The organism is Buchnera aphidicola (Nurudea yanoniella) (genome assembly GCA_039829995.1).
GTDB classification, from domain to species: Bacteria; Pseudomonadota; Gammaproteobacteria; order Enterobacterales; family Enterobacteriaceae; genus Buchnera_B; species Buchnera_B aphidicola_AV.
In genome coordinates this window covers 266,061-289,274 of the sequence record CP140036.1, presented here as the reverse complement: position 1 = coordinate 289,274, position 23,214 = coordinate 266,061, and the positions used below count along the sequence as shown (strand labels likewise).

Annotated in this window: 23 protein-coding genes and 1 pseudogene; 10 read left to right on the top strand and 14 right to left on the bottom strand. The window is 23.0% G+C overall.

Going from position 1 to position 23,214, the window contains the following annotated elements; translation table 11 throughout:
* Positions 1–19 precede the first annotated feature (19 nt).
* The 3 genes from ispZ (at position 20) to cls (ending at position 2,752) form a co-directional block, all read left to right on the top strand.
* On the top strand, positions 20–553 hold the full coding sequence (ispZ, locus tag U0T64_01295; GenBank protein ID XBC41495.1) for a septation protein IspZ: 534 nt from the start codon (positions 20–22) through the stop codon (positions 551–553).
* A 30-nt stretch (positions 554–583) separates the two neighbouring features.
* The gene (yciA, locus tag U0T64_01290; GenBank protein XBC41494.1) at positions 584–991 is read left to right on the top strand and encodes an acyl-CoA thioester hydrolase YciA; all 408 of its coding nucleotides are present in this window, start codon (positions 584–586) and stop codon (positions 989–991) included.
* Between the two features lie 300 nt (positions 992–1,291).
* The gene (cls, locus tag U0T64_01285; protein ID XBC41493.1) at positions 1,292–2,752 is read left to right on the top strand and encodes a cardiolipin synthase; all 1,461 of its coding nucleotides are present in this window, start codon (positions 1,292–1,294) and stop codon (positions 2,750–2,752) included.
* 853 nt (positions 2,753–3,605) lie between these two features.
* Here cls and ribA read toward each other — a convergent pair.
* Positions 3,606–4,202: a GTP cyclohydrolase II gene (gene ribA / locus U0T64_01280; GenBank protein XBC41492.1), complete on the bottom strand. Its 597-nt coding sequence runs from the start codon at positions 4,200–4,202 to the stop codon at positions 3,606–3,608.
* Between the two features lie 601 nt (positions 4,203–4,803).
* On the opposite strand from ribA, the gene pyrF reads away from it, so the two are divergent.
* The gene (pyrF, locus tag U0T64_01275) at positions 4,804–5,523 is read left to right on the top strand and encodes an orotidine-5'-phosphate decarboxylase (protein XBC41491.1); all 720 of its coding nucleotides are present in this window, start codon (positions 4,804–4,806) and stop codon (positions 5,521–5,523) included.
* A gap of 4 nt (positions 5,524–5,527) precedes the next feature.
* Here pyrF and lipA read toward each other — a convergent pair whose 3' ends face one another.
* The 9 genes from lipA to mnmA form a co-directional block, all read right to left on the bottom strand.
* The gene (lipA, locus tag U0T64_01270) at positions 5,528–6,502 is read right to left on the bottom strand and encodes a lipoyl synthase (GenBank protein XBC41490.1); all 975 of its coding nucleotides are present in this window, start codon (positions 6,500–6,502) and stop codon (positions 5,528–5,530) included.
* A gap of 136 nt (positions 6,503–6,638) precedes the next feature.
* A complete protein-coding gene (gene lipB, locus U0T64_01265) occupies positions 6,639–7,247 on the bottom strand; it encodes a lipoyl(octanoyl) transferase LipB (protein XBC41489.1) in 609 nt (202 codons plus the stop codon).
* 149 nt (positions 7,248–7,396) lie between these two features.
* The gene (locus tag U0T64_01260; protein ID XBC41488.1) at positions 7,397–8,038 is read right to left on the bottom strand and encodes a YchE family NAAT transporter; all 642 of its coding nucleotides are present in this window, start codon (positions 8,036–8,038) and stop codon (positions 7,397–7,399) included.
* A 259-nt stretch (positions 8,039–8,297) separates the two neighbouring features.
* On the bottom strand, positions 8,298–10,238 hold the full coding sequence (locus U0T64_01255; protein ID XBC41487.1) for an exoribonuclease II: 1,941 nt from the start codon (positions 10,236–10,238) through the stop codon (positions 8,298–8,300).
* A 132-nt stretch (positions 10,239–10,370) separates the two neighbouring features.
* Complete coding sequence (locus U0T64_01250) at positions 10,371–11,144, bottom strand: enoyl-ACP reductase (GenBank protein ID XBC41486.1); 774 nt, start codon at positions 11,142–11,144, stop codon at positions 10,371–10,373.
* A 105-nt stretch (positions 11,145–11,249) separates the two neighbouring features.
* Positions 11,250–11,759 (bottom strand): transglycosylase SLT domain-containing protein, encoded by a 510-nt coding sequence (locus tag U0T64_01245; GenBank protein XBC41485.1) that lies wholly within the window; start codon positions 11,757–11,759, stop codon positions 11,250–11,252.
* A gap of 221 nt (positions 11,760–11,980) precedes the next feature.
* Positions 11,981–13,369, bottom strand: a complete 1,389-nt coding sequence (gene purB, locus U0T64_01240; GenBank protein XBC41484.1) for an adenylosuccinate lyase — start codon at positions 13,367–13,369, stop codon at positions 11,981–11,983.
* 503 nt (positions 13,370–13,872) lie between these two features.
* Positions 13,873–14,034 (bottom strand): hypothetical protein, encoded by a 162-nt coding sequence (locus U0T64_01235; protein XBC41483.1) that lies wholly within the window; start codon positions 14,032–14,034, stop codon positions 13,873–13,875.
* Positions 14,035–14,073: 39 nt separating this feature from the next.
* Positions 14,074–15,183 carry a tRNA 2-thiouridine(34) synthase MnmA gene (gene mnmA, locus U0T64_01230; GenBank protein ID XBC41482.1) on the bottom strand — a complete coding sequence of 370 codons (1,110 nt, stop codon included), beginning with the start codon at positions 15,181–15,183 and terminating at the stop codon, positions 14,074–14,076.
* A gap of 383 nt (positions 15,184–15,566) precedes the next feature.
* Between mnmA and lepA the strand changes: the two genes are divergently transcribed.
* From lepA to acpS, 5 genes and pseudogenes are all read left to right on the top strand, one after another.
* Positions 15,567–17,360 (top strand): translation elongation factor 4, encoded by a 1,794-nt coding sequence (lepA, locus tag U0T64_01225; GenBank protein XBC41481.1) that lies wholly within the window; start codon positions 15,567–15,569, stop codon positions 17,358–17,360.
* Positions 17,361–17,382: 22 nt separating this feature from the next.
* A pseudogene (lepB, locus tag U0T64_01220) lies at positions 17,383–18,328 on the top strand (signal peptidase I).
* Positions 18,329–18,423: 95 nt separating this feature from the next.
* Positions 18,424–19,104 carry a ribonuclease III gene (gene rnc, locus U0T64_01215; GenBank protein XBC41480.1) on the top strand — a complete coding sequence of 227 codons (681 nt, stop codon included), beginning with the start codon at positions 18,424–18,426 and terminating at the stop codon, positions 19,102–19,104.
* On the top strand, positions 19,101–19,967 hold the full coding sequence (era, locus tag U0T64_01210) for a GTPase Era (GenBank protein XBC41479.1): 867 nt from the start codon (positions 19,101–19,103) through the stop codon (positions 19,965–19,967). Before rnc ends, era begins: the two co-directional genes overlap by 4 nt.
* Before the next feature lie 117 nt (positions 19,968–20,084).
* On the top strand, positions 20,085–20,468 hold the full coding sequence (acpS, locus tag U0T64_01205) for a holo-ACP synthase (protein ID XBC41478.1): 384 nt from the start codon (positions 20,085–20,087) through the stop codon (positions 20,466–20,468).
* Positions 20,469–20,488: 20 nt separating this feature from the next.
* Here the strand turns inward: acpS and tadA are convergent, their stop codons facing one another.
* Positions 20,489–20,956, bottom strand: coding sequence for a tRNA adenosine(34) deaminase TadA (gene tadA, locus U0T64_01200; protein ID XBC41477.1), 468 nt, complete (start codon positions 20,954–20,956; stop codon positions 20,489–20,491).
* A 49-nt stretch (positions 20,957–21,005) separates the two neighbouring features.
* The gene (gene smpB, locus U0T64_01195) at positions 21,006–21,488 is read right to left on the bottom strand and encodes an SsrA-binding protein SmpB (GenBank protein ID XBC41476.1); all 483 of its coding nucleotides are present in this window, start codon (positions 21,486–21,488) and stop codon (positions 21,006–21,008) included.
* A 125-nt stretch (positions 21,489–21,613) separates the two neighbouring features.
* Here smpB and U0T64_01190 point away from each other — a divergent pair, with 125 nt between their 5' ends.
* Entirely contained in the window at positions 21,614–21,895 is a 282-nt protein-coding gene (locus U0T64_01190; protein XBC41475.1) for an RnfH family protein, read from the top strand.
* A gap of 101 nt (positions 21,896–21,996) precedes the next feature.
* On the opposite strand, the gene grpE is transcribed toward U0T64_01190, so the two are convergent.
* Together grpE and gpt are read right to left on the bottom strand one after the other, a co-directional pair.
* A complete protein-coding gene (gene grpE / locus U0T64_01185) occupies positions 21,997–22,551 on the bottom strand; it encodes a nucleotide exchange factor GrpE (GenBank protein ID XBC41474.1) in 555 nt (184 codons plus the stop codon).
* A gap of 101 nt (positions 22,552–22,652) precedes the next feature.
* Positions 22,653–23,123 (bottom strand): xanthine phosphoribosyltransferase, encoded by a 471-nt coding sequence (gpt, locus tag U0T64_01180; GenBank protein ID XBC41473.1) that lies wholly within the window; start codon positions 23,121–23,123, stop codon positions 22,653–22,655.
* Between the last annotated feature and the right edge of the window lie 91 nt (positions 23,124–23,214).

Here is a 23,214-nt window from a genome sequence, read left to right as displayed (position 1 = left end):
AAATTTTAGGTGTAATTTTATGAAACATATTCTCAATTTAATTCCAGTTTTCATTTTTTTTATCATGTATAAAGTTTTTAATATTTTTAGTGCATCAATTGGATTAATGATTTCGACAGTTCTAATATGTATACTTATTAAAATTATTTTTAAAAAACTTGATAAAATGGATTGCATTAATTGTATTTCTGTTCTATTTTTCGGATTTTTAACACTATTATTTCATAATAGTATGTATATTAAATGGAAAATAACAATAATATATTTATGTCTATTTTTTGCATGTTTAATTAGTTATCTATTTTCTAAAAAACCATTTATCCAAAAAATATTAGAAAAGAAAATAATTTTAAAAGATTGTATTTGGAAAAAACTTAATATTATTTGGGCTATCTTTTTCTTAATATGTGCTGGTATGAATTGGTTTTGTATGTTTTTCTTGTCGGAAAATATGTGGATACTTTTTAAAGTTTTTGGATTAACTTTTCTAACATTATGTTTTGTATTCGTTAATGGGATTTACATACATTATATAATTTCTAAAAATAAATAATTAATAATTTGCTACAGAGAATTATCATTTATGAATCGGTTCCGTACTGTACCTAAAGGAAAAATAGTTTTACGTACTTTAGCTATGCCAGCTAATACGAATGCGCATGGAGATATTTTTGGTGGATGGATTATGTCTCAAATGGATATAGGAGGTGCTATTTTAGCAAAAGAAATAGCAAGAGGTAGAGTAGTAACAGTTAGTGTTAACGGAATGACATTTTTAAAATCAGTTAGTGTAGGAGACGTAGTAAGTTGTTATGCTCGTTGCATTAAAATAGGAAATAGTTCAATAACTATAAAAATTGAAGTATGGATAAAAAAAGTAGCTTCTGAACCTTTAGGATTATGTTATTGTACTACAGAAGCAATTTTTGTTTATGTTGCTGTGGATAAATTAGGAAACCCAAGAAATATATTACCACTAAATATCGTTTAAAATGCTAATTTTCTATAATTAATAGATATTATTACAATAATTTTTCATTATTTAATATATATTTTAAAATTTAGATATTTTTAAAATATATATTTCTATATGTTTTTTAATGCAATTATAAATAAAAAATGTATTCATACGTTTTAAAAAAAATAAAGCTCATAATTTTATTTATAAATCACAAAGCTGTTTCTTTAAATTATTTTTTACAGTATGTTATAAAATGTTGTAAATTATTAAAAAGTTTAATATTTTACTGCATTGTTGTAAAATTTAAAATATTAATTGGATTATCATTAAATGGTTAATTTTTATTCTATAGTAACATGGTTAACTATTTCGGGGTATTGGTTATTAATCGCTTGTATAACAATTCGTATATTTTCTAAACGTCGAATAATATCTTCGTCAATGGCTTGGATATTAATTATTTACATACTTCCTATTTTTGGTATTGTAACTTGGTTTTTTTTTGAAGAGTTTAATTTAGGAAAAAGAAGATTTAAATTAGCTAACGCTATGTGGTCTAAAAAAAACAAATGGTTAAATAATTTAAAATCTCAAACTTGCATTTTTGAAAATAATAATAGCGAAGTAGCCACTTCAGTATTTCAACTATGTAAACATAGACAAGGAATATCAGGGATTAAATATAATAAAATTACATTATTAAAAAATACTAAAAAAATTATTAAGACTTTAATAAAAGATATATGCTTAGCAAAAAAAAATATTGAAATTGTTTTTTATATTTGGAAGCCTGGGGGATTAGCAGATGATGTTGCAATGGCTTTAATAAAATCTGCTAGAAAAGGAATTAAATGTAGAATAATGCTGGATTCTGCTGGAAGTTTAGAGTTTTTTCGCAGTAAATGGGTTACTATTATGCGTAACTCCGGAATAGAAATAGTTGAAGCATTGAAAATAAATATATACCAATTATTTTTTCGAAGAATTGACTTGCGACAACATCGAAAATTTGTTCTTATTGATAATTATATTACATATACTGGTAGCATGAACTTGATAGATCCACGTTTATTTAAAACGTCGCTAAACATTGGCCAATGGATAGATTTGATGATTCGTATAGAAGGACCTGTAGCTACTACTATGGGAATAGTTTATTTTTGTGATTGGGAAATAGAAACAGGAAAAAAAATTTTCCCAAAACAACCTGCGTATAAAGTAGTTGCTTTTCCAAAAAAGAATACATCTGCTATACAAATAATTGCTTCCGGGCCAGGATTTACTAAAAATATAATCCATCAAGTATTGTTAACTTCATTATATTCAGCAAGAAAAAAAATAATAATAACAACCCCATATTTGATACCAAGCGATGATTTGTTATATGCAATATGCACTGCTGCTCAAAGAGGAGTAGAAGTAAATTTGATAATTCCAAAAAGTAATGATTCTTTATTAGTTAAATGGGCTAGTCGTGTTTTTTTTAGTGAACTTTTAGAATCTGGAGTAAAAATTTATCTTTTCGAAAAAGGATTATTGCATAGCAAAAGTATTTTAATAGATACACAACTCAGTTTAGTAGGTACAGTAAATTTAGATATGCGAAGTTTATGGCTAAATCTTGAAATTACATTATTAGTAGATGATAGTAATTTTGGAAAAGATTTGTTTTTATTACATAATGAATATATTTCACATTCTAAACTAATAGATCCAAAATTATGGGCTATCCGATCTTATTGGAAAAGAGTTATGGAAAAATTATTTTATTTACTTAGTCCTCTTTTATAAAATTTTCTATATATTTTATTAAAAAATTAAGATCTTTTAGATAAATTAAAAAATAATATAATTATGCACTATTATAAAAAATTACTGATTAATAAAAATTATTGCTTTAAACAAATAAAATTTCTTTAATATACTAAATTTATTTTTTTTTAAATATTTTAGTTAATTTATCTTTTTGAATTTCTATTACATAAAATTTTTTATAAAATATTCTAAAATATTAAAAAATTTCAAATTTTTAATTAAATAACAACATAAAGAAATGAAATGTGAAAATTATAATAATAAATAATTTTAATTATGTTTAAATTTTTATAAAAATATATAAATTTTTAGAATTTTTTATAAAATTTAAAAATTTTTAAAGATTCTTTTTCGATAAAATTATAACAACAATTTTAAATTTTTATAAATATATTATATATTAAACTTATTTTATTAAAAAATTTTTATGATTTATATACGGAATATGCAATATACAATTTATTTTCTCATTTTTTAATTTTTCATATTATTATTTTATCCTGAAATATTTATATATAAAAAATTTTTTAATAGCTATAAAGGATAAAATTTTATTTCAAATAATGTTAAAAGTTTAAAACTGTAATATATTTTATAAAAATTGTTTAAAATAATCTCTATTTTACAATTAATATTTACTCAGTTTTTTAAATTCTAAAAACTTTCATTTTACAAAATTCATATTTTTAATTGATAATTATGTAGGCATTTTATAAAGCGTTGTATATGCAATGCCTACATATTAGTACTAATTATTAATAATTCATAATGAATACATATTAATATTATTAATAATTTGTAAAAAACTAACCTTAAACTAAATTTTTTATTAACTTTCAATAGGAAAAATATGACCCATTTTTTTTGCTTTAGTATTTAAATACTTGAAATTATTAATGTTTTTTCCTGTAATTAATGAAATTCTTTCTATAATTTTAATTCCATTTTCATTTAATATTTTTACTTTTAAAGGATTATTGGTTAGCAATCGTATTTTTTTTATATCTAATAATTTAAATATATCAGCACAAAAGGTAAAATCTCGTTCATCCTCAGAAAATCCTAAATAATGATTAGCTTCTACGGTATCTAAACCAATATCTTGTAATGCATAGGCTTTAATTTTATTTGACAAACCAATGTTTCTACCTTCCTGACGATGGTATATAAGAATGCCACTTCCAGCTTTTGTAATTTTCATTAATGCTGATTGTAACTGAAAACCACAATCACATCGCAAACTAAACAATGCGTCACCAGAAAGACATTCAGAATGAATTCTTGATAAGACTGGATGACGATTTTTTATGTCTCCATAAACTAAAGCTATATGATTTTTACCTCCATTTTTTTCTTCAAAAACAATCATAATAAATTCACCAAAAATGGTAGGTAACTTAGATTCCGCTATCCTTTTAAGCTGCATATATTCTCCATTATTATTTTGTTGAAATTTTTACTTATTTTCAAATAAAATTTACTTTAACAAACTTATAAGTATACAATACTTAAACATGTTATAATTTTTATATAGTTATTTTAATTAAATTAGTAAAATTAATTATGTAAAAATAGTATATTTATTAAAACTTTTTAATAAAAATATTAATACAAAACATTATATTTATAAATTTTTAAAAAATTAAATATATAAAAATTAAACTAAATATATTATAAATATTTATTTATACTGTATATATTTCTAAAACACAATTTATGATGAATTATAAAATTCAAAAAATTAAGATATAACTACAATCGTTATTTTACTTTCTCAACTAAATACGAAATAGTTTTCTTGTATTTTTTTAAGTTAATTAGTATCATTAAATTTAGTATTTATTATAATGTCATACTTTTATATCAAAATCATTAAATGTTTTTTAAATTAAAAGTCGAAATTTTAAAATTATTTTAAAGAATATAATTTTTAGAAATTTTTGTGTTTTATTTTTCACAACTTTTAAATATAAAGTATTTAAAATAACATAAATTATTAATTTCAATTAATAAAAGGTTTATAGCATATGATTTTAAAATTTTTTGTTAAAAAACCAAATATAATTATTGCTTTAGATTTTTTTAATAAAGATAAAGCTTTAAAATTAATAGAACATCTTGATCCTAAAGTTTTTTCTTTAAAAATAGGAGCAATTATGTTTACTTTGTTTGGAATTAAATTTATAAAAGAACTGCAAATAAAAGGATTTAAAATTTTTTTAGATTTAAAATTTTATGATGTTCCAAATACAGTATTTAAAACTATTCAATCTATAGAAAATTTAGGTGTATGGATGGTAAGTTTACATATTTGTGGTGGAATACAAATGCTTAAATCAGCACAATTAGCATTAAAAACTTATCGCAAAAAAAAGCCTTTATTAATGGGTGTCACAATGCTAACAAGTTTAGATAAAAACGACATTCAAAATATAGGAGTTAATATATCAATAAAAAATTATGTTCTAACATTGTCAAGATTAGCACAAAAATGTAATTTAGACGGAATTATTTGTCCTGGCAATGAAGTATTAAATATTAAAAATAAATTAGGAGATACGTTAAAAATATTAACTCCTGGTATTCATTTACCAGATAACATTTTTTTTGACCAAAAAAATGTAATTACTCCATTAATTTCGAAAAAGTACAATATTGACTATATAGTTATAGGAAGAGCTATTACATCTTCTAAATATCCCTTAATTGCACTTAAAAAAATTCAAATTGAACTACATTCTGACTAAAAAATCAAAAACTATTTTTGACAGTTTTGAAATTTTTATGCTGCAATTCTGCATGATATGATGAGCGAACAAATGGTCCACAAAAAGCTTTGTCAAAACCAATAGATAATGCTTCTTGTTCTAAATGAGTAAATTCTAATGGATTAACATATCTCTGTACTGGAAAATGAAAAATACTAGGCTGAAGATATTGACCTAAAGTTAATATTTTTACTCCATTGTTAACTAAATCTTTCATAACTTGTATTATTTCTTTTTCTGTTTCTCCTAACCCTAACATTAATCCTGATTTTGTTGGAATACTCGGATTATTTTTTTTAAAGATTCTTAATAATTTTAAAGAATTCTCATAAATTGCTCCAGGTCTTATCAATTTATATAATCTTGGAACATTTTCTAAATTATGATTGAATATATCTGGCGGAGATAAACTAATAATTTCAACAGCTTTTTCCAATGCACCTCTAAAATCTGGAACTAAAATTTCAATTACGACATCTTTTCTTTTTCGAATAGCCTTAATACAATCCAAAAAATGTTGTGCACCTTTATCTTTCAAATCGTCTCTTGCTACTGATGTAATAACAATATGATTTATATTAAAATCTATTACAGCTTGAGCTAATTGTTGGGGTTCTTTTAGATTAATATTTGAAGGTTTACCATAACCTATTGCACAAAACGAACATCTTCTCGTACAAATAGTACCAAGAATCATAAATGTAGCAGTCCCACTGTTATAACATTCAGATATATTAGGGCATAATGCCTGTTCACATACAGTATGTAATTTATTTTTATTCAGAAAATGTTTAGTGTCATAAATTTTTTTTGTATCAGATGGAAATTTAATTTTAATCCATTGTGGTTTTTTTAAAATAGCACTATTGCAATTAGAAAAATCTTGCGTTAACGCTTTTTTTTTATATATTTTACTTTTACACATCTTATTGAAGAATTTAGATTCTTTTGTATACATTTATTTAATTTCCATAAAATTAAAATAAATAATTCTTTTCGAAAATTTATAATGTACAAGTGTATTATAAATTTTCGAAATATACTACCAATCGATTTTTAAGAATTATAAATTTATTTTAACTAACAATATAAAATCATATAAAATATTTTTTTATATTTTTAATTAAAACTAATTGAACTATTTTAAAATTTAAATGAGGTTTAATATCAATAACTTGAGTCATTTTGAAATTATTTCCACATGGATAAATATAATTAAAAGGAGATAAATCCATATCAATATTTAAAGCAATTCCATACAGAGAACAGCCTTTTTTAATTCTTAAACCAAAAGAACATATTTTTTTGTTATTTATATATATTCCAGGAAATTCATTTAATATATAAGCATAAATAGAAAAATGTCTTAAAGTAGATAGTATTATATTTTGTAATAATAAAATAAAATTTTTAACAGTTAACTTACGACGCACTAAATCTATTAAAAAATAAGCTATTAACTGCCCTGGCCCATGATATGTTGTTTTTCCTCCTCGATCACTAAATATAATAGAAATATTCTGTGGAACGATCCAATTATATTTGTGCTCACTAACTCCAAATGTAAAAATAGGATAATGTTGCACTAACCATACTTCATCTGTTGAAAATTTATTTCGTGTAATAGTAAAATTCCGCATATAATTCGATACAACATTAATATCACGTAACCCCAAATTACGAATTTTTACTTTAAATGTCATAGTTATTTACTAACCTATTGAAATAGTACGATGTATTATGTTTAAAATATGAACTTCAAATATTACTAATAAATAAAATTGATTAAAAAAAAATCTTGCATAAATTGAAGATATCAATTATCTTTAAAATTGTGTATACATTTAAATATTTAGTTAATAAAAATAGATCTTAAAGCTACAATAATAAATTCAACACCTATAGCCATCAAAAGTAAACCCATAATTCTAGTCATTATATTAATACCATTTTCTCCTATGAACTTTACAATTACAGGAGCAATTTTAAATAAACACCAGCATAGGAACGAAAAAAGAACTATTGTAATAGTACATCCTAAAATATTAATCCAACTTGAATAATGTGTGCTCCAAATTATAGTAGCACTAATAGCTCCTGGCCCGGCTATTAAAGGCATAGCTAATGGAACAACTGCAACGTTTTGAGCAAAATTGTTCTTTAATTTTTTATTTTTACTATGTTTTATATTTTCTATTAATTTTCCATTAACCATAGAAAATGCAATAGAAATAATCAATATTCCTCCAGCAATGCGAAAAGAATTTAAAGAAATGTTAAATAAATCTAAAATAATATTACCAAAAAGTAACGAAAAAAACAAAATAAAAATTACAGATAAATTTGCAATAAAATTTGTTTGATTTCTTTCTTTTATAGATTGAGTATTAGTAATACTAGTAAAAATAGGAATCATTCCGATCGGATTAACTAAAGCAAACAAACTAAAAAAAAAGCTTATGTATACAGATAAATCAAAAACAGGAATATTCATATTTCACTCCGAAATTATTATGGATTAAATAAAAAATTAAGAAACAAAAAAAATAAAATTAAAAAGATTCAATATAAATTCACAAAACACATAAAATAGTTAAATATACTATTTCTATTAAAAAATTTTAGAAATGTTAAATTTATTAAATAAATTTTATAAAATATTTAATTCAAAACTATTTTTACAAAAAGTTATGTTTAGCATATGAAATTTAAAAAAATGATATAAATATTATTTATAAGATAATATTTTTATATTAAATAGGTTTTCCTATAATACTTTTTGTTTCTATTTTTACATCTATCAATATAATTTTAATAATATTAGAAATAGTATAATGTTTTTTCCCCATTATATACACAATTCCTTTCTCTTTATCGCATACTACTTCATGTTTTATACTATGTAAAAAAGAAGATGGTATGAAAACATTTGCTCCATTTTCTAACAATTTAGTTTTCATTCCTGAACGAAATATATCAATTATTTTAGCATTAAAAATTTTTCCTTGATAATCTATGTTTTTAAAAAAAGAAATGTATAACCAATTTGTTATATCTCGTTCTGCTGTCCTTATACGGCGACGCCGATCATTTATTATGTTCAAAACTTCATGTGTAGGGGAAATAAGCGTCCCTTTTCCTGTAATAATTACTTTCAAAAGTCGATGATTAATCATATCACTGTACTTTCTAATAGGGGATGTCCATGTAGCATAAACGGGAAAACTTAAAGCAAGATGAGGTCCTGGTATATTACTAATTTCTGCGAAAGATAAAAACTTTTGAATACGGCTATCAAGATAATCATTTGAAAAATCATTTAATATATTTCTCAGTCTTCGAAAACCTTCTAAAGTTTGAATATCATTTACAGTTAATGAAATTCCATATTTTTTTAAAAATGTAATAGCATTCTTAGCGTTAGTAAGTTCAAAACCAGAATGTATATTGTATATTCCAAATCCTAACTTATCTGATAATAATTTTGCTGCACACATATTAGCTGCAATCATAGCTTCTTCAACAATTTTATGAGCTATTCTTCTAGGTTCAATATATATATCTAATATTTTAAAATTTTCTGATAATTTAAAAATATATTCTGGACGTGCTTTAAATAATAAAGCATTTTTTTTTCTCCATTGAATTCGTAAACTACAAAATTCATGTAATAAATACAGTTGATTAGAAATCAAATCAGATTCTGGAAACCATGTTCCTTTTTTTTCTAACCAATCTGATACAGAATCATACGATAATTGAGATTTAGAAATAATCCAAGTCAAAAAGAAATTAGTATGTTCGTGCAGTATTTCTCCATTGCAATCAAAAGAAATTTGACAAGCAATAGCAGGACGACGTACATTTTTTTTTAATGAACATTTATCTTCTGATAAAATTCTAGGTAACATAGGAACATTAAAACCAGGCAAATAATTTGTAAATCCTCTTTTTAATGCACTAGTATCTAATGAGCTTCCTAAAGTAATATATGCAGTAGGATCTGAAATAGCAACAATTAAGCTAAATGTGCCTGAAGATTTCTTTTCTATAAATAAAGCATCATCGATATCCTTTGTAGAACAATGATCAATAGTAATAAAATTCAAATGAGTTAAATCTACTCTTTTATAACTGTCATTGAAAATAATATCATGACTACTATATTGAGGTTCGGATAGTTCTAATTTATGACGTGATAAAGTTACTATCCAAGGTACTAATGGATTATCTTGTTCAATAATAAAGTTTACCAATTTAGCTAAAAACCTATTATCGCCTTTCAATTTATGTTGAATTAAAACAGCTGTTGCCCAATCTCCATTTTGAGTATTATTAGGAAATGAACTAGAAACTATACAAAAAATTGGTTCTTTAAAAAATGGAAAATTTGGTTTTATATAAATGTTTTCTTTAAACTTCTGTATTTGTCCTACGAATGTAGATAAAAATGGTTCTATTAATTTTTCTGGATATACAATATCTCGAAAATTTTCAGTTTTTATTTGTGCTATAATGCGATCTCCATGCATTACCTTTTTCATATTTTTTGGTGGTATAAAATAACTAGTATGTGAATCTACTTCCAAAAATCCAAATCCTTTATTTGTACTTTTTACCACTCCTTCAATACGTGGTATTTGAGAACGTAATTTTGTTTTTAGTTTCGAAAGCAACGGATGATTATGAAACATATCTATAAAACCTATATTAAATAAATGAAATAAAATATTAACTTTGATATTTATAAAAATTAATAACGTATTTATTTTTAATAAAAAATTAAAAAATAATTTAATTTTTATAAATATATTTTTATCTTCCACTCAATTCATAGAAGTAATATTAAAACCACCATCTACATAAATGACTTGACCAGTAATACCTTTTGATAAATTAGAACACAGAAATGCTGCAGTATTTCCGATATCTTCAATAGTCACTTTTGCTTTGTAAGGAGCTATAACATTACTATAATTTAGTATTTTCCGAAAATTTTTAATTCCATAAGAAGATACAGTTCTTATAGGCGCTGAAGAAATTGCATTTACTCTAATATTATCAATACCCATACTGTTTGCCATATATCTTACATTACATTCTAAAGATGCTTTAGCAATGCCCATAATATTATAGTTAGGAACTACTCTTTCAGAACCTATATAACTTAAAGTTAAAATAGAAGAATGCTCCTTTAACATAAATCGACATTCCTTAGCCATTCCTACAAAACTATAAGAACTAATGTCGTGTACCTTTAAAAAATCGTTTCTCGTTATATTTCTAATATAATCTCCAGACATTTGATTTTTTGGAGCAAAAGAAATAGAATGTACAAATCCATCAAATTTCTTCCATTCTTTTGATATATTTAAAAATAATTGTTTAATACTTTTATCATTAGAAACATCACATGGAAATACAATTTTCACTCCTAATTCTCTTGATAAAGAATATACTTTTTCTTTTACTTTATTTACATGATATGCAAAAGCTAAAGTTGCATTTTGTGAAATCATTGCTTTTGCTATTCCAAAAGCTATAGAATTTCGGTTTGCTATTCCTGTAATCAAAATTTTTTTACCTTTCATAAAACCCATATTTTAAAAATCCTATAAAAATTTTGTTGTTGTAAAAAATACAAAAATTTTAGATCATCTCAATGATTTATAAAAATATTTAAATTATATATCAACATAACTTTTTTAAGATATTTCCAGATTTGTAACTCTGAATTTTTTTTTTATATGATTAAAAAATTCTTTTTTTTTCATTTTATTTAATTTCTTTATCGCTTTAACTTTATTATTAGATAAAGTTCTTAAAAACATATTAGGTCCATTTGAATATGATATAATTGTAGCGTATCTTAATATTTCTGGATTATGAATACCCAATAGATTTTTTTTCTGTAAAACATGAATATATGCTGTTCCTATATCTATGTTAATTTTAGGATTATATAAATCGCGAACAGAAGGTTGACCTATTTTCCCTAAGAAACGATATACTTCTTTTCCTGCGCTAAATCTCTTTATTTGCATTAATCCAATAGCTTTGGAACGACTAATAGCTCGTGAATTTCCAGATGATTCTGCACAAATAATAGACATAATCAAATTTTTATCGACATCATATTTCTTTGAAGATTTTTTAATAATTGTAAACCAAGACTCAATAAAATTAGTCGAACAAAAATGATTACATATTGACACTTTATAGTAGTATGTATGTTTTTTTTTAACTTTTTTAAATCCAGAACACAATGTTATAATAAAAATAATATATACAATTAATATTGTTTTTTTTTTAATAATTTCAGTTTATACATAAATATTTTTAAAAATAGAATTTTTCTAAATTACATAAGGTATTTAAATTTTTTAGTATTGTAATATTATGATAAAAATACAATTTTTAATATAAATTAAATTTTTTATTCATGATATTGTTTATTTTTAAAGTTTTTTGCTAATTTTGTTGATAATCCTAAATAATTCATTGGTGTTAACTGAATTAGTTGTATTTTTTCTTCTTCTGGAATAGTTAAACTATTAATATAACTATGAATAATAGCTGAATTAATTTTATTTCCTTTTGTTAAAATTTTTAATTTTTCATAAGAATTTCTTATTCCATATTTACACATTACAGTATGAATAGGTTCTGCTAGTATTTCCCAGTGCTTATCCAAATCTTCTAGTAATTGTACTTCATTAACTTTTAATTTTTGAACTCCTATTATAAGAGAATCATACGCTATCATTGAATATGCTATTATTGATCCTATATTCCGTAAAACTGTAGAATCACTCAAATCTCTTTGCCAACGAGAAATAGGTAGTTTATTAACGCAATGACTGATTATAGCATTTGCTAATCCTAAATTTCCTTCAGAATTTTCAAAATTTATAGGATTGATTTTATGAGGCATAATAGACGATCCAACTTCATGCGAATTATTTTTTTGAATAAAATAATTTAATGAAATATATCCCCACATATCTTGATTAAAATTAATTAAAATTGTATTAACCCTAGCTATACAACTAAAAAACTCAGAAATATAATCATGTGGTTCAATTTGAGTAGTATAAGGATTCCATGTTAATCCCAGAGACATAACAAAATCTTTACTTACTGTATGCCAATCAATATTAGGATACGCAACTAAATGAGCATTATAATTTCCAGTAGAACCATTTATTTTTCCTAATAGATTTATATTTTTTAATTGTTTAAGCTGGCGTTCTATTCTATAAGAAAAATTAACCATTTCTTTCCCTATAGTTGAAGGAGTAGCTGGTTGTCCATGAGTACGAGATAAAATAGGAAAATTATAATAATGAGATATAATCTTCTTTATTTCTTTTATAATATTACTCCAAATTGGAACAATAATTTTTTCTCTAGCAGTTTTTAACATTAAAGAATAAGCTAAATTATTTATATCTTCTGAAGTACATAAAAAATGTACTAAATTAATAACTTGATGTTTTCCTAGTATTTTAAAAAGTTTATCCTTTAAAAAATATTCTATTGATTTCACATCATGATTAATAGTTTTCTCTAATTTTTTTATGTTTTGAGCATCATTTTCGTTAAAATTATTTATAATTTCATCAAAATAATAATTAATGTTTATATTTTTCTTCAAAGATATATTTATTTCATTTAATGTTAATAATTTTTTTAACCACAATAATTCGATTTTTACACGAAATTTTAAGAATGCATATTCACTAAAAATATCGCGTAATTTCGAGGTATGATTACTATAACGCCCATCAATAGGTGAAATAGCTGTAAGAGATGATAATATCATGATATATTTGCCTCTTTTAAAATATAAATTATAAATTTATAGATAAAAATCAAGAACAAAAATTTTTCAATACACTATCAACTTGATTATATATCTGATTTTTAAAATAATAAGATTAAAAAATTTTAACTAATTTTTTCTATAAAACAATCGAACAAATTCTTGTATGCAATACACAACAAATTTTATTGTGTATTAATAAATTTTTAACACTCCTTAAGAACCAAATATTTCTATTTGTGCACCTAATTGTCTAAACATATTTTTAATATTTGATCAAACAATATATCACATGAATTAAAACAGTTTATATTTTTTTAATTAATTTAGAAATTCATTGATGTAGCATTTCATCATAAATAATATTTTTATTCGATTTTTTTAAAACAATTATTCTGAGTATATGGTGTAATGTTTTTCTTAAAATATTATAACTGTTAGAATTGTTCAATAAACAAAAAGTAATGTAATTATTCCTAATTTTAAATTGTTTTCTGAATTTTTTATACAGATAACATGATTCTCTGATCAATATTTAATATGACTATCAATACTTTTACGTACATTGAAATCATATATTTCGACATGAGACAATTAAAAACAACAGCAATAGATTGAAATATTTTAAAAAGAGATAATATAATTGAATAAAAATTTTTAGTCACAAATTATACTTTCCCAATATTTGAAATATTATAATATACTTAAGTTGTTAACATAGGTAATCTTTTTTTAATAATCCCCCCTCCAAGGCATATTTCAGACGAATAAAACACTGCAGATTGTCCAGGAGTAATTGATGAAACTGGATGCTTAAACAAAACTTTAAGAAATTTCTTTTTATACATAAGTATTTTACACATAATATCATCATGACAATATCGTATTTTTACTGAACATGAAAAAGGGCTATCTAACATTATATTATTTATCCAGTGTAATTTATATGCTATTAAACCTATAGACATCAAGTGAACATTATTTATACCTTGAGCTACTGTTAAAGTATTTAAAACAATGTCTTTTTTAACGACATACCATGGAATATTTTTAGTATTTTTCATTCCTCCTATTCCTAATCCTTTTCTTTGTCCTATAGTATAATGTATTAATCCTTTATGTTTTCCTATAACGTTTTTAGAAGTAGTTATTATATCTCCTTTTTTGTGAATAATATAAGTACTTAGAAAATTATTAAAGTTCTTGGGATTAATAAAACAAATTCCAGTAGAATTTTTTTTGTTAGATACAATTAAATTTAAACTTTTAGCGAGTTTCCGAACAATATTTTTAGTCAATTGACCTAAAGGGAATAAACATTTACTAAGAACCTTATTTTTAATTGTATATAAAAAATAACTTTGATCTTTTGCAGAATCCATACCTTTTAAAAGAATAAAAGATGACTTGAATTTTTTTTTGCGTACATAATGACCAGTAGCAATGAAATCTGCATTTAAATTATTGAAAGCAAACTCATAAAACATTTTAAATTTTATTTCTTTGTTACATAAAACATCAGGATTAGGAGTTTTTCCCAACTGATATTCTTTTAAAAATTTTTTAAATACATTATTCCAATATTCAAAAGAAAAATTGACTTTATTTAAACGTATTCCCAGTTGATTACAAACATTTTCAGCATCTTCTAAATCTATTTTTGAAGAGCAATACAAAGAATTATCATGTTCTTCCCAATTTTTCATAAATAATCCTTCTACATGATAATTCTGATTTTTTAAAATCCAAGCAGAGACAGAAGAATCTACTCCCCCAGACATAGCTAGAATTACTTTCTTTTTTGATATTAACATATAGTAAGTTTTAAAAATATTGTTTAATAATTATATATGAATTTTTTATCTATATTAAAATAAAATTATTAATAACTTTACATTATATATAATAATATAGACTATTTTAAAAATAATTTTTATCATGTAAAAATATAATAATAAAAATGTTTCTAATCAAGAATACTTTAATATTTTAATCATATAAGTTTTAAAAATATAGTTTATATCTTTTTTTAATCTTAACATGTCATTTTTTAGTATTAATTTGAATATATATCATTCAAAATGTAAAAAAATGAATAAAATATTAAATTGTAAAAACACATTAAAATTTTTTTAAAAATACTAATTCAATTTAACATAAAAAATAGTTCATTATATAAAAAGCGACGTAAAAATAAATGAAAGAAATAAGAAATTTTTGTATTATTGCTCATGTTGATCATGGAAAATCAACTATCTCTGATAGATTAATTCAAATGTGTGGAGGATTATCAGAAAGAGAAATGCGTTCTCAAGTATTAGATTCCATGGATTTAGAAAGGGAGAGAGGAATTACAATTAAAGCACGAAATGTTACAATACAATATAAATCTATAAAAAAAAAAACATATCAGTTAAATTTTATTGATACTCCTGGACACGTAGATTTTTCATATGAAGTATCGCGCTCTTTATTTGCTTGTGAAGGAGTTCTGCTTATTGTAGATTCAGCACAAGGAGTTGAAGCGCAAACTGTATCAAACTGTTACAAAGCTTTAAATATGAATTTGAAAATTATACCTGTTTTAAACAAAATCGATTTACCTAATTCTAATCCTGAAAAAGTCAAAAAAAATATACAGGAAATTATTGGAATTTCAACTGAAAATTCAGTGTATTGTTCAGCTAAAACTGGTGAAGGTATTTTAAATTTATTAGAACGTATTATTTGCGATATACCACCTCCATTAGGAAACAATACTAATGAATTGCAAGCTTTAATCATTGATTCTTGGTTTGATAACTATTTAGGTATAATATCCTTAATTTGCATAAAAAATGGAGTTCTTAAAAAAAAATCTCAGATCAAAGTAATGAGTACAGGAAAAATTTATTTTGTAGAAAAGATAGGAATATTTACTCCAAAACAAATACATAAAAATTCTTTACAATGTGGAGAAATAGGTTGGATCGTATGCGGAATTAAAAACATTTCTGGAGCACCTGTTGGAGATACGTTAACTTCCATATATAGTTCAAACAAACATGTATTACCCGGATTTAAAAAAATTAAACCTAAAATTTATGCAGGTTTATTTACTATTCAATCAAATCAATTTAAAATCTTTAAAAATGCATTAAGAAAATTAAGTTTAAATGATTCATCACTTTTTTATGAACCTGAAACTTCTATAGCGTTAGGATTCGGATTTAGATGCGGATTTTTAGGACTTTTACATATGGAAATTATACAAGCACGATTAGAAAGAGAATATAATCTAGAAATAATAACTACTATTCCCAATGTTATATATAAAATTATTACCAATGATAATAAGATAATTTTTTTAGATTCTCCATCGAAATTACCAAAATTAAATTTAATAAAAGAAATTCAAGAACCTATAGCTAAATGTAAAATTCTTCTTCCAACACAATATTTAGGAAATATATTATTATTATGTTCCATAAAAAGAGGAACGCAAAATAACTTAACTTATTATGGAAATCAAGTATTGTTAGACTATAATATACCTATATCAGAAATTATATTAGATTTTTTTGATCAACTTAAATCAAAATCTAGTGGATATGCTTCTTTAGAATATAATTTTGAATCATATGAATCTTCCGACATGCAAAAATTAGAAATATTAATTAATCATAAAATTATTGATGCTTTATCATTAATTGTTCACAAGAAAAAAGCAATCGTTCAAGGACGAAAAATAATAGAAAAGATGAAAACATTAATTCCTAGACATCAATTTAATATTACTATTCAAGCAGTAATAGGGAAAAAAATTATTGCACGATCTATTATTAAACAACTCAGAAAAAATGTTCTAGAAAAATGTTACGGAGGTGACATAACTAGAAAAAAGAAATTATTAAAAAAACAAAAAATGGGGAAAAAGAAAATGAAGAAAATAGGAAATATCAATATACCAAAAGAAATTTTTTTATCAGTGCTGAAAAATAAATTTAATTAAAAATTAAAAAATGTGGAATTTTATGAATAGCGATTATTTAATTATATCATTGATAATTTCTTTATCAGTCACAGGAATATTTTGGACTCTACAAAAAATAAAACAATTCAAAAAACAAAAAAAAAAAGAAAAATGAAATATATAAAACGGAAAATATTAATAAAAAATTAATATATTTTAATAGTTTAATTCAATTCCTTGCATCTCTTTTTCCTATTTTTCTTGCAATATTTTTAATTAGATCATTTTTGTATGAGCCGTTTAAAATTTCGTCTGAATCAATGATGCCTACATTATTTGCAGGTGATTTGATATTAGTAGACAAGTTTTCTTATGGAATTAAAAACCCCATTACTCATACTAAATGGATTAATGTAAACAATCCTCAACATGGCGATGTAATAGTTTTCAAATATCCTTTAAATACACATTTAAATTATATTAAGCGCGTAATTGGATTACCTGGAGATAAAATTATATATAATTCATCTTCTAAAAATCTAATTGTGCAATTTAAAAATTCCAAGAAAAGAATTTTTATTTCTCACATTAATACAAAACCTAGTAATTTTATTCAAATACTTAACGATAATATAAAGATTCCTACTTTCTATGATAACTTTACAAGATCTTCTAAACAAATAAAAAATAATTTTTTTCATTTAAATATGTGTACAGAACAATTACAAAAATTAAAATATAAAATATTATTTTCGCAAGAAATAATTGAAAAAACATATATGTATTTTCAGCAAATTAATCACAATAAAGGCGAATGGATTGTTCCTGATGAAATGTATTTTGTAATGGGAGACAATAGAGATAATAGTTTAGATAGTCGGTATTGGGGATTTGTTCCAGAAAAAAATTTAGTAGGAAAAGCTATAATTATATGGATGAGTTTTGAAAAAATAAAAAATAGTTGGATAGAAAATATTCGAATTAATCGAATTGGAAGTATATATTGAAATGATTTAAGATATGTTACCATTTCATATTATTCAATATATATAAAATTGTTATTTAATATGAAAATTATTAAATCAGTGTGACTAATATTAACATGAATTATAATGTAATACAAAAATTACAAAAAACTTTAGGATATACTTTTTCTAAAAAAAAATTACTAATTCAAGCACTAACTCATAGAAGTGCAAATAGCAAACATAACGAAAGATTAGAATTTTTAGGTGATTCTATTCTAAGTTTTGTAATAGCTAACGCACTATACCATTATTTTCCTAATGTGAATGAAGGAGGAATGAGCCGCATGAGAGCAACATTAGTGAGGGGTAATACTTTAGCAAAAATAGCATATGAATTTAATTTAGGAAATTATTTGCAATTAGGACAAGGCGAATTAAAAAGTGGTGGTTTCAAAAGAGAATCAATATTAGCAAATACAATAGAAGCTATTATAGGAAGTATATTTTTAGATAGTAATTTGCATACAGTAGAAAAATTAATTTTAAAATGGTACAAAAATAGATTAGAAAAAATTAGTCCTGAAGATACTCAAAAAGATCCAAAAACCAGATTGCAAGAATATCTACAATCAAGACATTTACCTTTACCTTCATATTTAGTAGAACAAGTATATGGAGAAGCACATAACCAATTATTTACTATTTATTGTGAAATTTCTGGAATAAATGAAAAATCCATTGGAATTGGTTCTAGTCGAAGAAAAGCAGAACAAGAAGCTGCTCAAAATGCATTGATAAAATTAGGATTAGAATGAAGAAAATAATTTATTGTGGTAAAATTACTATTGTTGGGAAGCCTAATGTAGGAAAATCAACACTTATCAATACATTAGTTAAGTCAAAAATATCTATAGTTTCTAAAAAACCACATACTACTCAAAGTAATATTATTGGAATTCAAAACACCAGTATTTTTCAAGCAATTTATACAGATACACCGGGAATATCTTATAAAAATTTGTATTTTAAAAATAAAAAAAAATATCATTACATTAAAAAATTATGTAAAAATTCAGAATTAACATTATTGATTTTAGATAAAGCAAATTGGACATCAGAAGACGATTTAGTGCTAAATATCATAAAATATAATGTTACTCCTGTAATAGCTATTATTAATAAAAACGACAAAATTTCTAACAAAAAAATATTATTACCACATATTGATTTTTTAAAAGATAAACATCCTTTTAAACATATTTTACCTATTTCGGGAAAAACAGGAGAAAACATCAATTTACTATCATGTATAGTACAAAAATTTTTACCAAAATCTGAACCGAAATTTCTATGTGATCAAATTACAAATTATGACTTAAATTTTAAAATAAAGGAGATTATTCGAGAAAAATTTATATTTTATTTAAGAGATGAACTATCTTATTCAATAAAAATTATCGTGAAAAACATTAATATTAATAAGATAGGAATGTATATTATAAAAGCAAACGTTTTCGTAAAAAATAACCAACATAAAAAAATTGTTATTGGAAATAATGGAAAAATAATAAAATTATGTGGTACTATGGCTAGAAAAGAAATAGAAAAATATCTCAAAAGTTCAGTATATCTATCAATATTTGTAACTAAAAATAAAAAAATATATTCTGAAATTTAAAATACTAAATTCATAAATAATATATTCAAAAAATATACAAGTTTATTTACAAATATTTTAAGAAAATAAAAACGAAAATTTTTAAAAATTATTATTACTTGAGGTTTTAAAAATTTTATGAGTATTGTTGGAATAGGAATTGACATTATATCTATCAAAAGAATTCAAAGAATAGCTTATAAAAAATTTGGAGAAAAATTATCGCGTCGTATATTATCTAAAAATGAACTAAAAGAATACAAAAAAAATACAAACCCTGTTCTATTTTTAGCAAAAAGATTTTCTGTAAAAGAAGCAGCTTCAAAAGCTTTAGGTATAGGAATAAGGAATGGAATAAAATTTAACAATTTTGAATTATATCATGATAATTTAGGCAAACCTTATTTAAAGATGTTAAAACAAGCAAAAAAAGCTTCTACAAAATTAAATATTAGTTTAATCCATGTGAGCTTAAGTGATGAAAAATCATATATTACTTCTGTTGTTGTAATTGAAAAATAAAATTAATACAAATGAAATTTTTAAAAATTGTTTTTTCTTTTATGCTGAAAAAAAAATTTCAGTATATTTTTACAATCTTCTTGTAAAACATTTTTTGTAATTTTTATTTTATTTTGGTGAATTGTTTTTAATAAATAATCGTTAAAATGGGTATAATTTTTTTTGCATTTTTTATAACTTGTTCCAAATACTAGTCGAGATATTCTACTATGTAGAATTGCTCCATAACACATAAAACACGGTTCTAACGTAACGTACAAAGTAGTACTAAGTAAACGATAATTTTTCAAAAATGTTCCTCCTGAGCGCAATGCTATTATTTCAGCATGAGCAGTAGGATCATGTCGTGTAATAGAACTATTTGCTCCTTCTCCAATAATAATATTATTTAAAACTAAAACTGCTCCAACTGGAACTTCTTCTTTTATTTCAGCTGATTTAGCAAGATTTAAAGCTTGTTCCATAAAGTATATATCATTTTTTTTCATTTTTTCCTAAGTAAATTAGTAATTTAATCATTAAATTTAAATATGAAAATTAATTTGTTCTTTTTAAAATTCTACTTTTCTCTAATTTCCATTGAGATTTTTTCTTAGTTTCACGTTTATCATATTGTGTTTTTCCTTTTGCAACAGCAATTTCAATTTTACACCAGTTATTTTTTAAAAAACATGATAAAACTATGACAGTATAACCTTTTTTATATATTTTATTTTGCAAAGCAATAATTTCATGCTTATGCAACAATATCTTTTTATCTCTTTGAGGATTACAAATTGGTATACATGATTGCATTGTAGAAATAGTATTAAATTGTGATCCAACTAAGTAACATTCACCTAATCGAAAAGAAATATAGCTATTACTAATGTTTATATTTCTTGATTTAAACGCTTTTACTTCCCATCCAAATAAAACTAAACCTGCTTCTAAACGTTCTTGAATAAAATATTCATATTTTGCTTTTTTATTAACAAAAATGTTTATAATTAGATTATTTGATCTTTTTTTTTCTATCATAAATATCAATCCTTAATAAAATATAAATAATATTTTAAAATATTTATTTTTTAAATTTTTTCTAAAAGATTTTTATTTTTTGTATTACTATTACTTTCTAATAATTAAAAATGACAAAATGTTTTATGAAATTAATTAATATTCTAATTATATACGCTTTAAAAAATAAACAATATATAGAAAAAATGACACTAAAACATAAAATTTCTATAAAAAAAGCTATTTTAACTTCTAACATTATTAAAGATTTAAAAATAAACATTGAAAATAATAATGTAGGAATATATGGAAAAATAGTTGATTTACAAGATTTCGTAAATGATGGAGATCGAATTGAAATTTATAGAACATTACTAATAGATCCTAAAGAACGAAGACGAAAAAATATTCTATTAAAAAATAAATAATTAAAAATATATATCTTGCAGAACAAAACATGTGATAAAAAAACTGCGTTTTCTGCAAGAGAATAATAAAAAGTCGAATTATTTTAAAAGTTTACTATATTTTATAGTTTAGAAACTATCACCATTGCTGGACGTAATAACCTGCCATTCAACAAATAACCTTTTTGCATAACCGAAATAATATGGTTTTCTTCTATATTTTTAGAATGCTGTGTAGCCATAGCCTGATGTACATCAGGATTGAATGGAATGTTCGATTTATATATTGTTTTTAAACCACATTTTTTTAATAATTTCAAAAAATCACTTAATATATTTTCCAATTTTACACATATGGAATCTAACGATGTATCATTTTCTTTAAGCAAATTTAATGAGCATTCAACATTATCAACAACAGGAAGTAATGCACTAATAAAATCATTTAAAGAAAATTTATAAGCATTTTCAATTTCTTTGTTTGCTCTATTCCGATATAATTTTATTTTTTCTTTTGATAATAATTTTTTGTTTGAAATTTTTTCTTCCAAGATCTTTAATTCTTTGTTAAGAATATTAATTTTCTCTGAACTTATTTTTTCCTTTGAAGTTACATCATCACGTTTTTTACTAACATTATTAAAAAAATTATCGTTATCTAATGATTTATCGTTCATATCAATACTCCAAAAATAAAGCATTTCTTTTTATACTTAAAATTTTTTGAATTATTTAAAATAACATTCTTATGTAATGATAAAAATACATATCAAAACTTTTAAAAATCTTGTACTAATGGGGATTTATAAGAAATTCCCATGTCCCATGGCTGTTCAATCCAAACTTTCTGGGGAATATCTATAACATATTTATCTACTAATAGCCTTCCCATTGGCTTAGAAAAAATAGCTACAAAAGTAGCTTTAGGATATATATGACGAATTACTTGACCTGTTCCTCCTGTATCTACTAAATCGTCAACTACAATAATTTTAGATTCGTTAATTTCTTGTTTCGAAGCATATTTTAAAATTCTTAAATCACGCAAATTATTGTGATCATAACTAGATATACATATAGTATCTATAAATCTAATGTTTAATTCTCTTGCTAATAATGCTGATGGAATTAACCCTCCCCTACTAACTGCAATGATACCTTCCCATTGCGTCACTGGAAGCAATTTACAAGCTAATTTTCTAGCATAAATTTGTAGCATATCCCAAGTAACAATGTATTTCTTACTCATATAAAACCTACAATAATGCAATTCTGTATAATCTTTTTAATTAAACAAAAAATCACAAAATTTATGCTAAAATTATTTTTTAAATATGTTT

Excerpts from the sequence above, each read along its gene's own strand:
- U0T64_01260 (XBC41488.1), bottom strand. The coding sequence starts at position 8,038 with ATGAATATTCCTGTTTTTGATTTATCTGTATACATAAGCTTTTTTTTT.
- smpB (XBC41476.1), bottom strand. The coding sequence starts at position 21,488 with ATGATAGAAAAAAAAAGATCAAATAATCTAATTATAAACATTTTTGTT.
- U0T64_01255 (XBC41487.1), bottom strand. The coding sequence starts at position 10,238 with ATGTTTCATAATCATCCGTTGCTTTCGAAACTAAAAACAAAATTACGT.
- U0T64_01250 (XBC41486.1), bottom strand. The coding sequence starts at position 11,144 with ATGGGTTTTATGAAAGGTAAAAAAATTTTGATTACAGGAATAGCAAAC.
- cls (XBC41493.1), top strand. The coding sequence starts at position 1,292 with ATGGTTAATTTTTATTCTATAGTAACATGGTTAACTATTTCGGGGTAT.
- grpE (XBC41474.1), bottom strand. The coding sequence starts at position 22,551 with ATGAACGATAAATCATTAGATAACGATAATTTTTTTAATAATGTTAGT.
- gpt (XBC41473.1), bottom strand. The coding sequence starts at position 23,123 with ATGAGTAAGAAATACATTGTTACTTGGGATATGCTACAAATTTATGCT.
- mnmA (XBC41482.1), bottom strand. The coding sequence starts at position 15,183 with ATGTTAATATCAAAAAAGAAAGTAATTCTAGCTATGTCTGGGGGAGTA.
- ispZ (XBC41495.1), top strand. The coding sequence starts at position 20 with ATGAAACATATTCTCAATTTAATTCCAGTTTTCATTTTTTTTATCATG.
- lipB (XBC41489.1), bottom strand. The coding sequence starts at position 7,247 with ATGACATTTAAAGTAAAAATTCGTAATTTGGGGTTACGTGATATTAAT.
- rnc (XBC41480.1), top strand. The coding sequence starts at position 18,424 with ATGAATTATAATGTAATACAAAAATTACAAAAAACTTTAGGATATACT.
- era (XBC41479.1), top strand. The coding sequence starts at position 19,101 with ATGAAGAAAATAATTTATTGTGGTAAAATTACTATTGTTGGGAAGCCT.
- acpS (XBC41478.1), top strand. The coding sequence starts at position 20,085 with ATGAGTATTGTTGGAATAGGAATTGACATTATATCTATCAAAAGAATT.
- U0T64_01190 (XBC41475.1), top strand. The coding sequence starts at position 21,614 with ATGAAATTAATTAATATTCTAATTATATACGCTTTAAAAAATAAACAA.
- yciA (XBC41494.1), top strand. The coding sequence starts at position 584 with ATGAATCGGTTCCGTACTGTACCTAAAGGAAAAATAGTTTTACGTACT.
- pyrF (XBC41491.1), top strand. The coding sequence starts at position 4,804 with ATGATTTTAAAATTTTTTGTTAAAAAACCAAATATAATTATTGCTTTA.
- tadA (XBC41477.1), bottom strand. The coding sequence starts at position 20,956 with ATGAAAAAAAATGATATATACTTTATGGAACAAGCTTTAAATCTTGCT.
- purB (XBC41484.1), bottom strand. The coding sequence starts at position 13,369 with ATGATATTATCATCTCTTACAGCTATTTCACCTATTGATGGGCGTTAT.
- lepA (XBC41481.1), top strand. The coding sequence starts at position 15,567 with ATGAAAGAAATAAGAAATTTTTGTATTATTGCTCATGTTGATCATGGA.
- lipA (XBC41490.1), bottom strand. The coding sequence starts at position 6,502 with ATGTATACAAAAGAATCTAAATTCTTCAATAAGATGTGTAAAAGTAAA.
- ribA (XBC41492.1), bottom strand. The coding sequence starts at position 4,202 with ATGCAGCTTAAAAGGATAGCGGAATCTAAGTTACCTACCATTTTTGGT.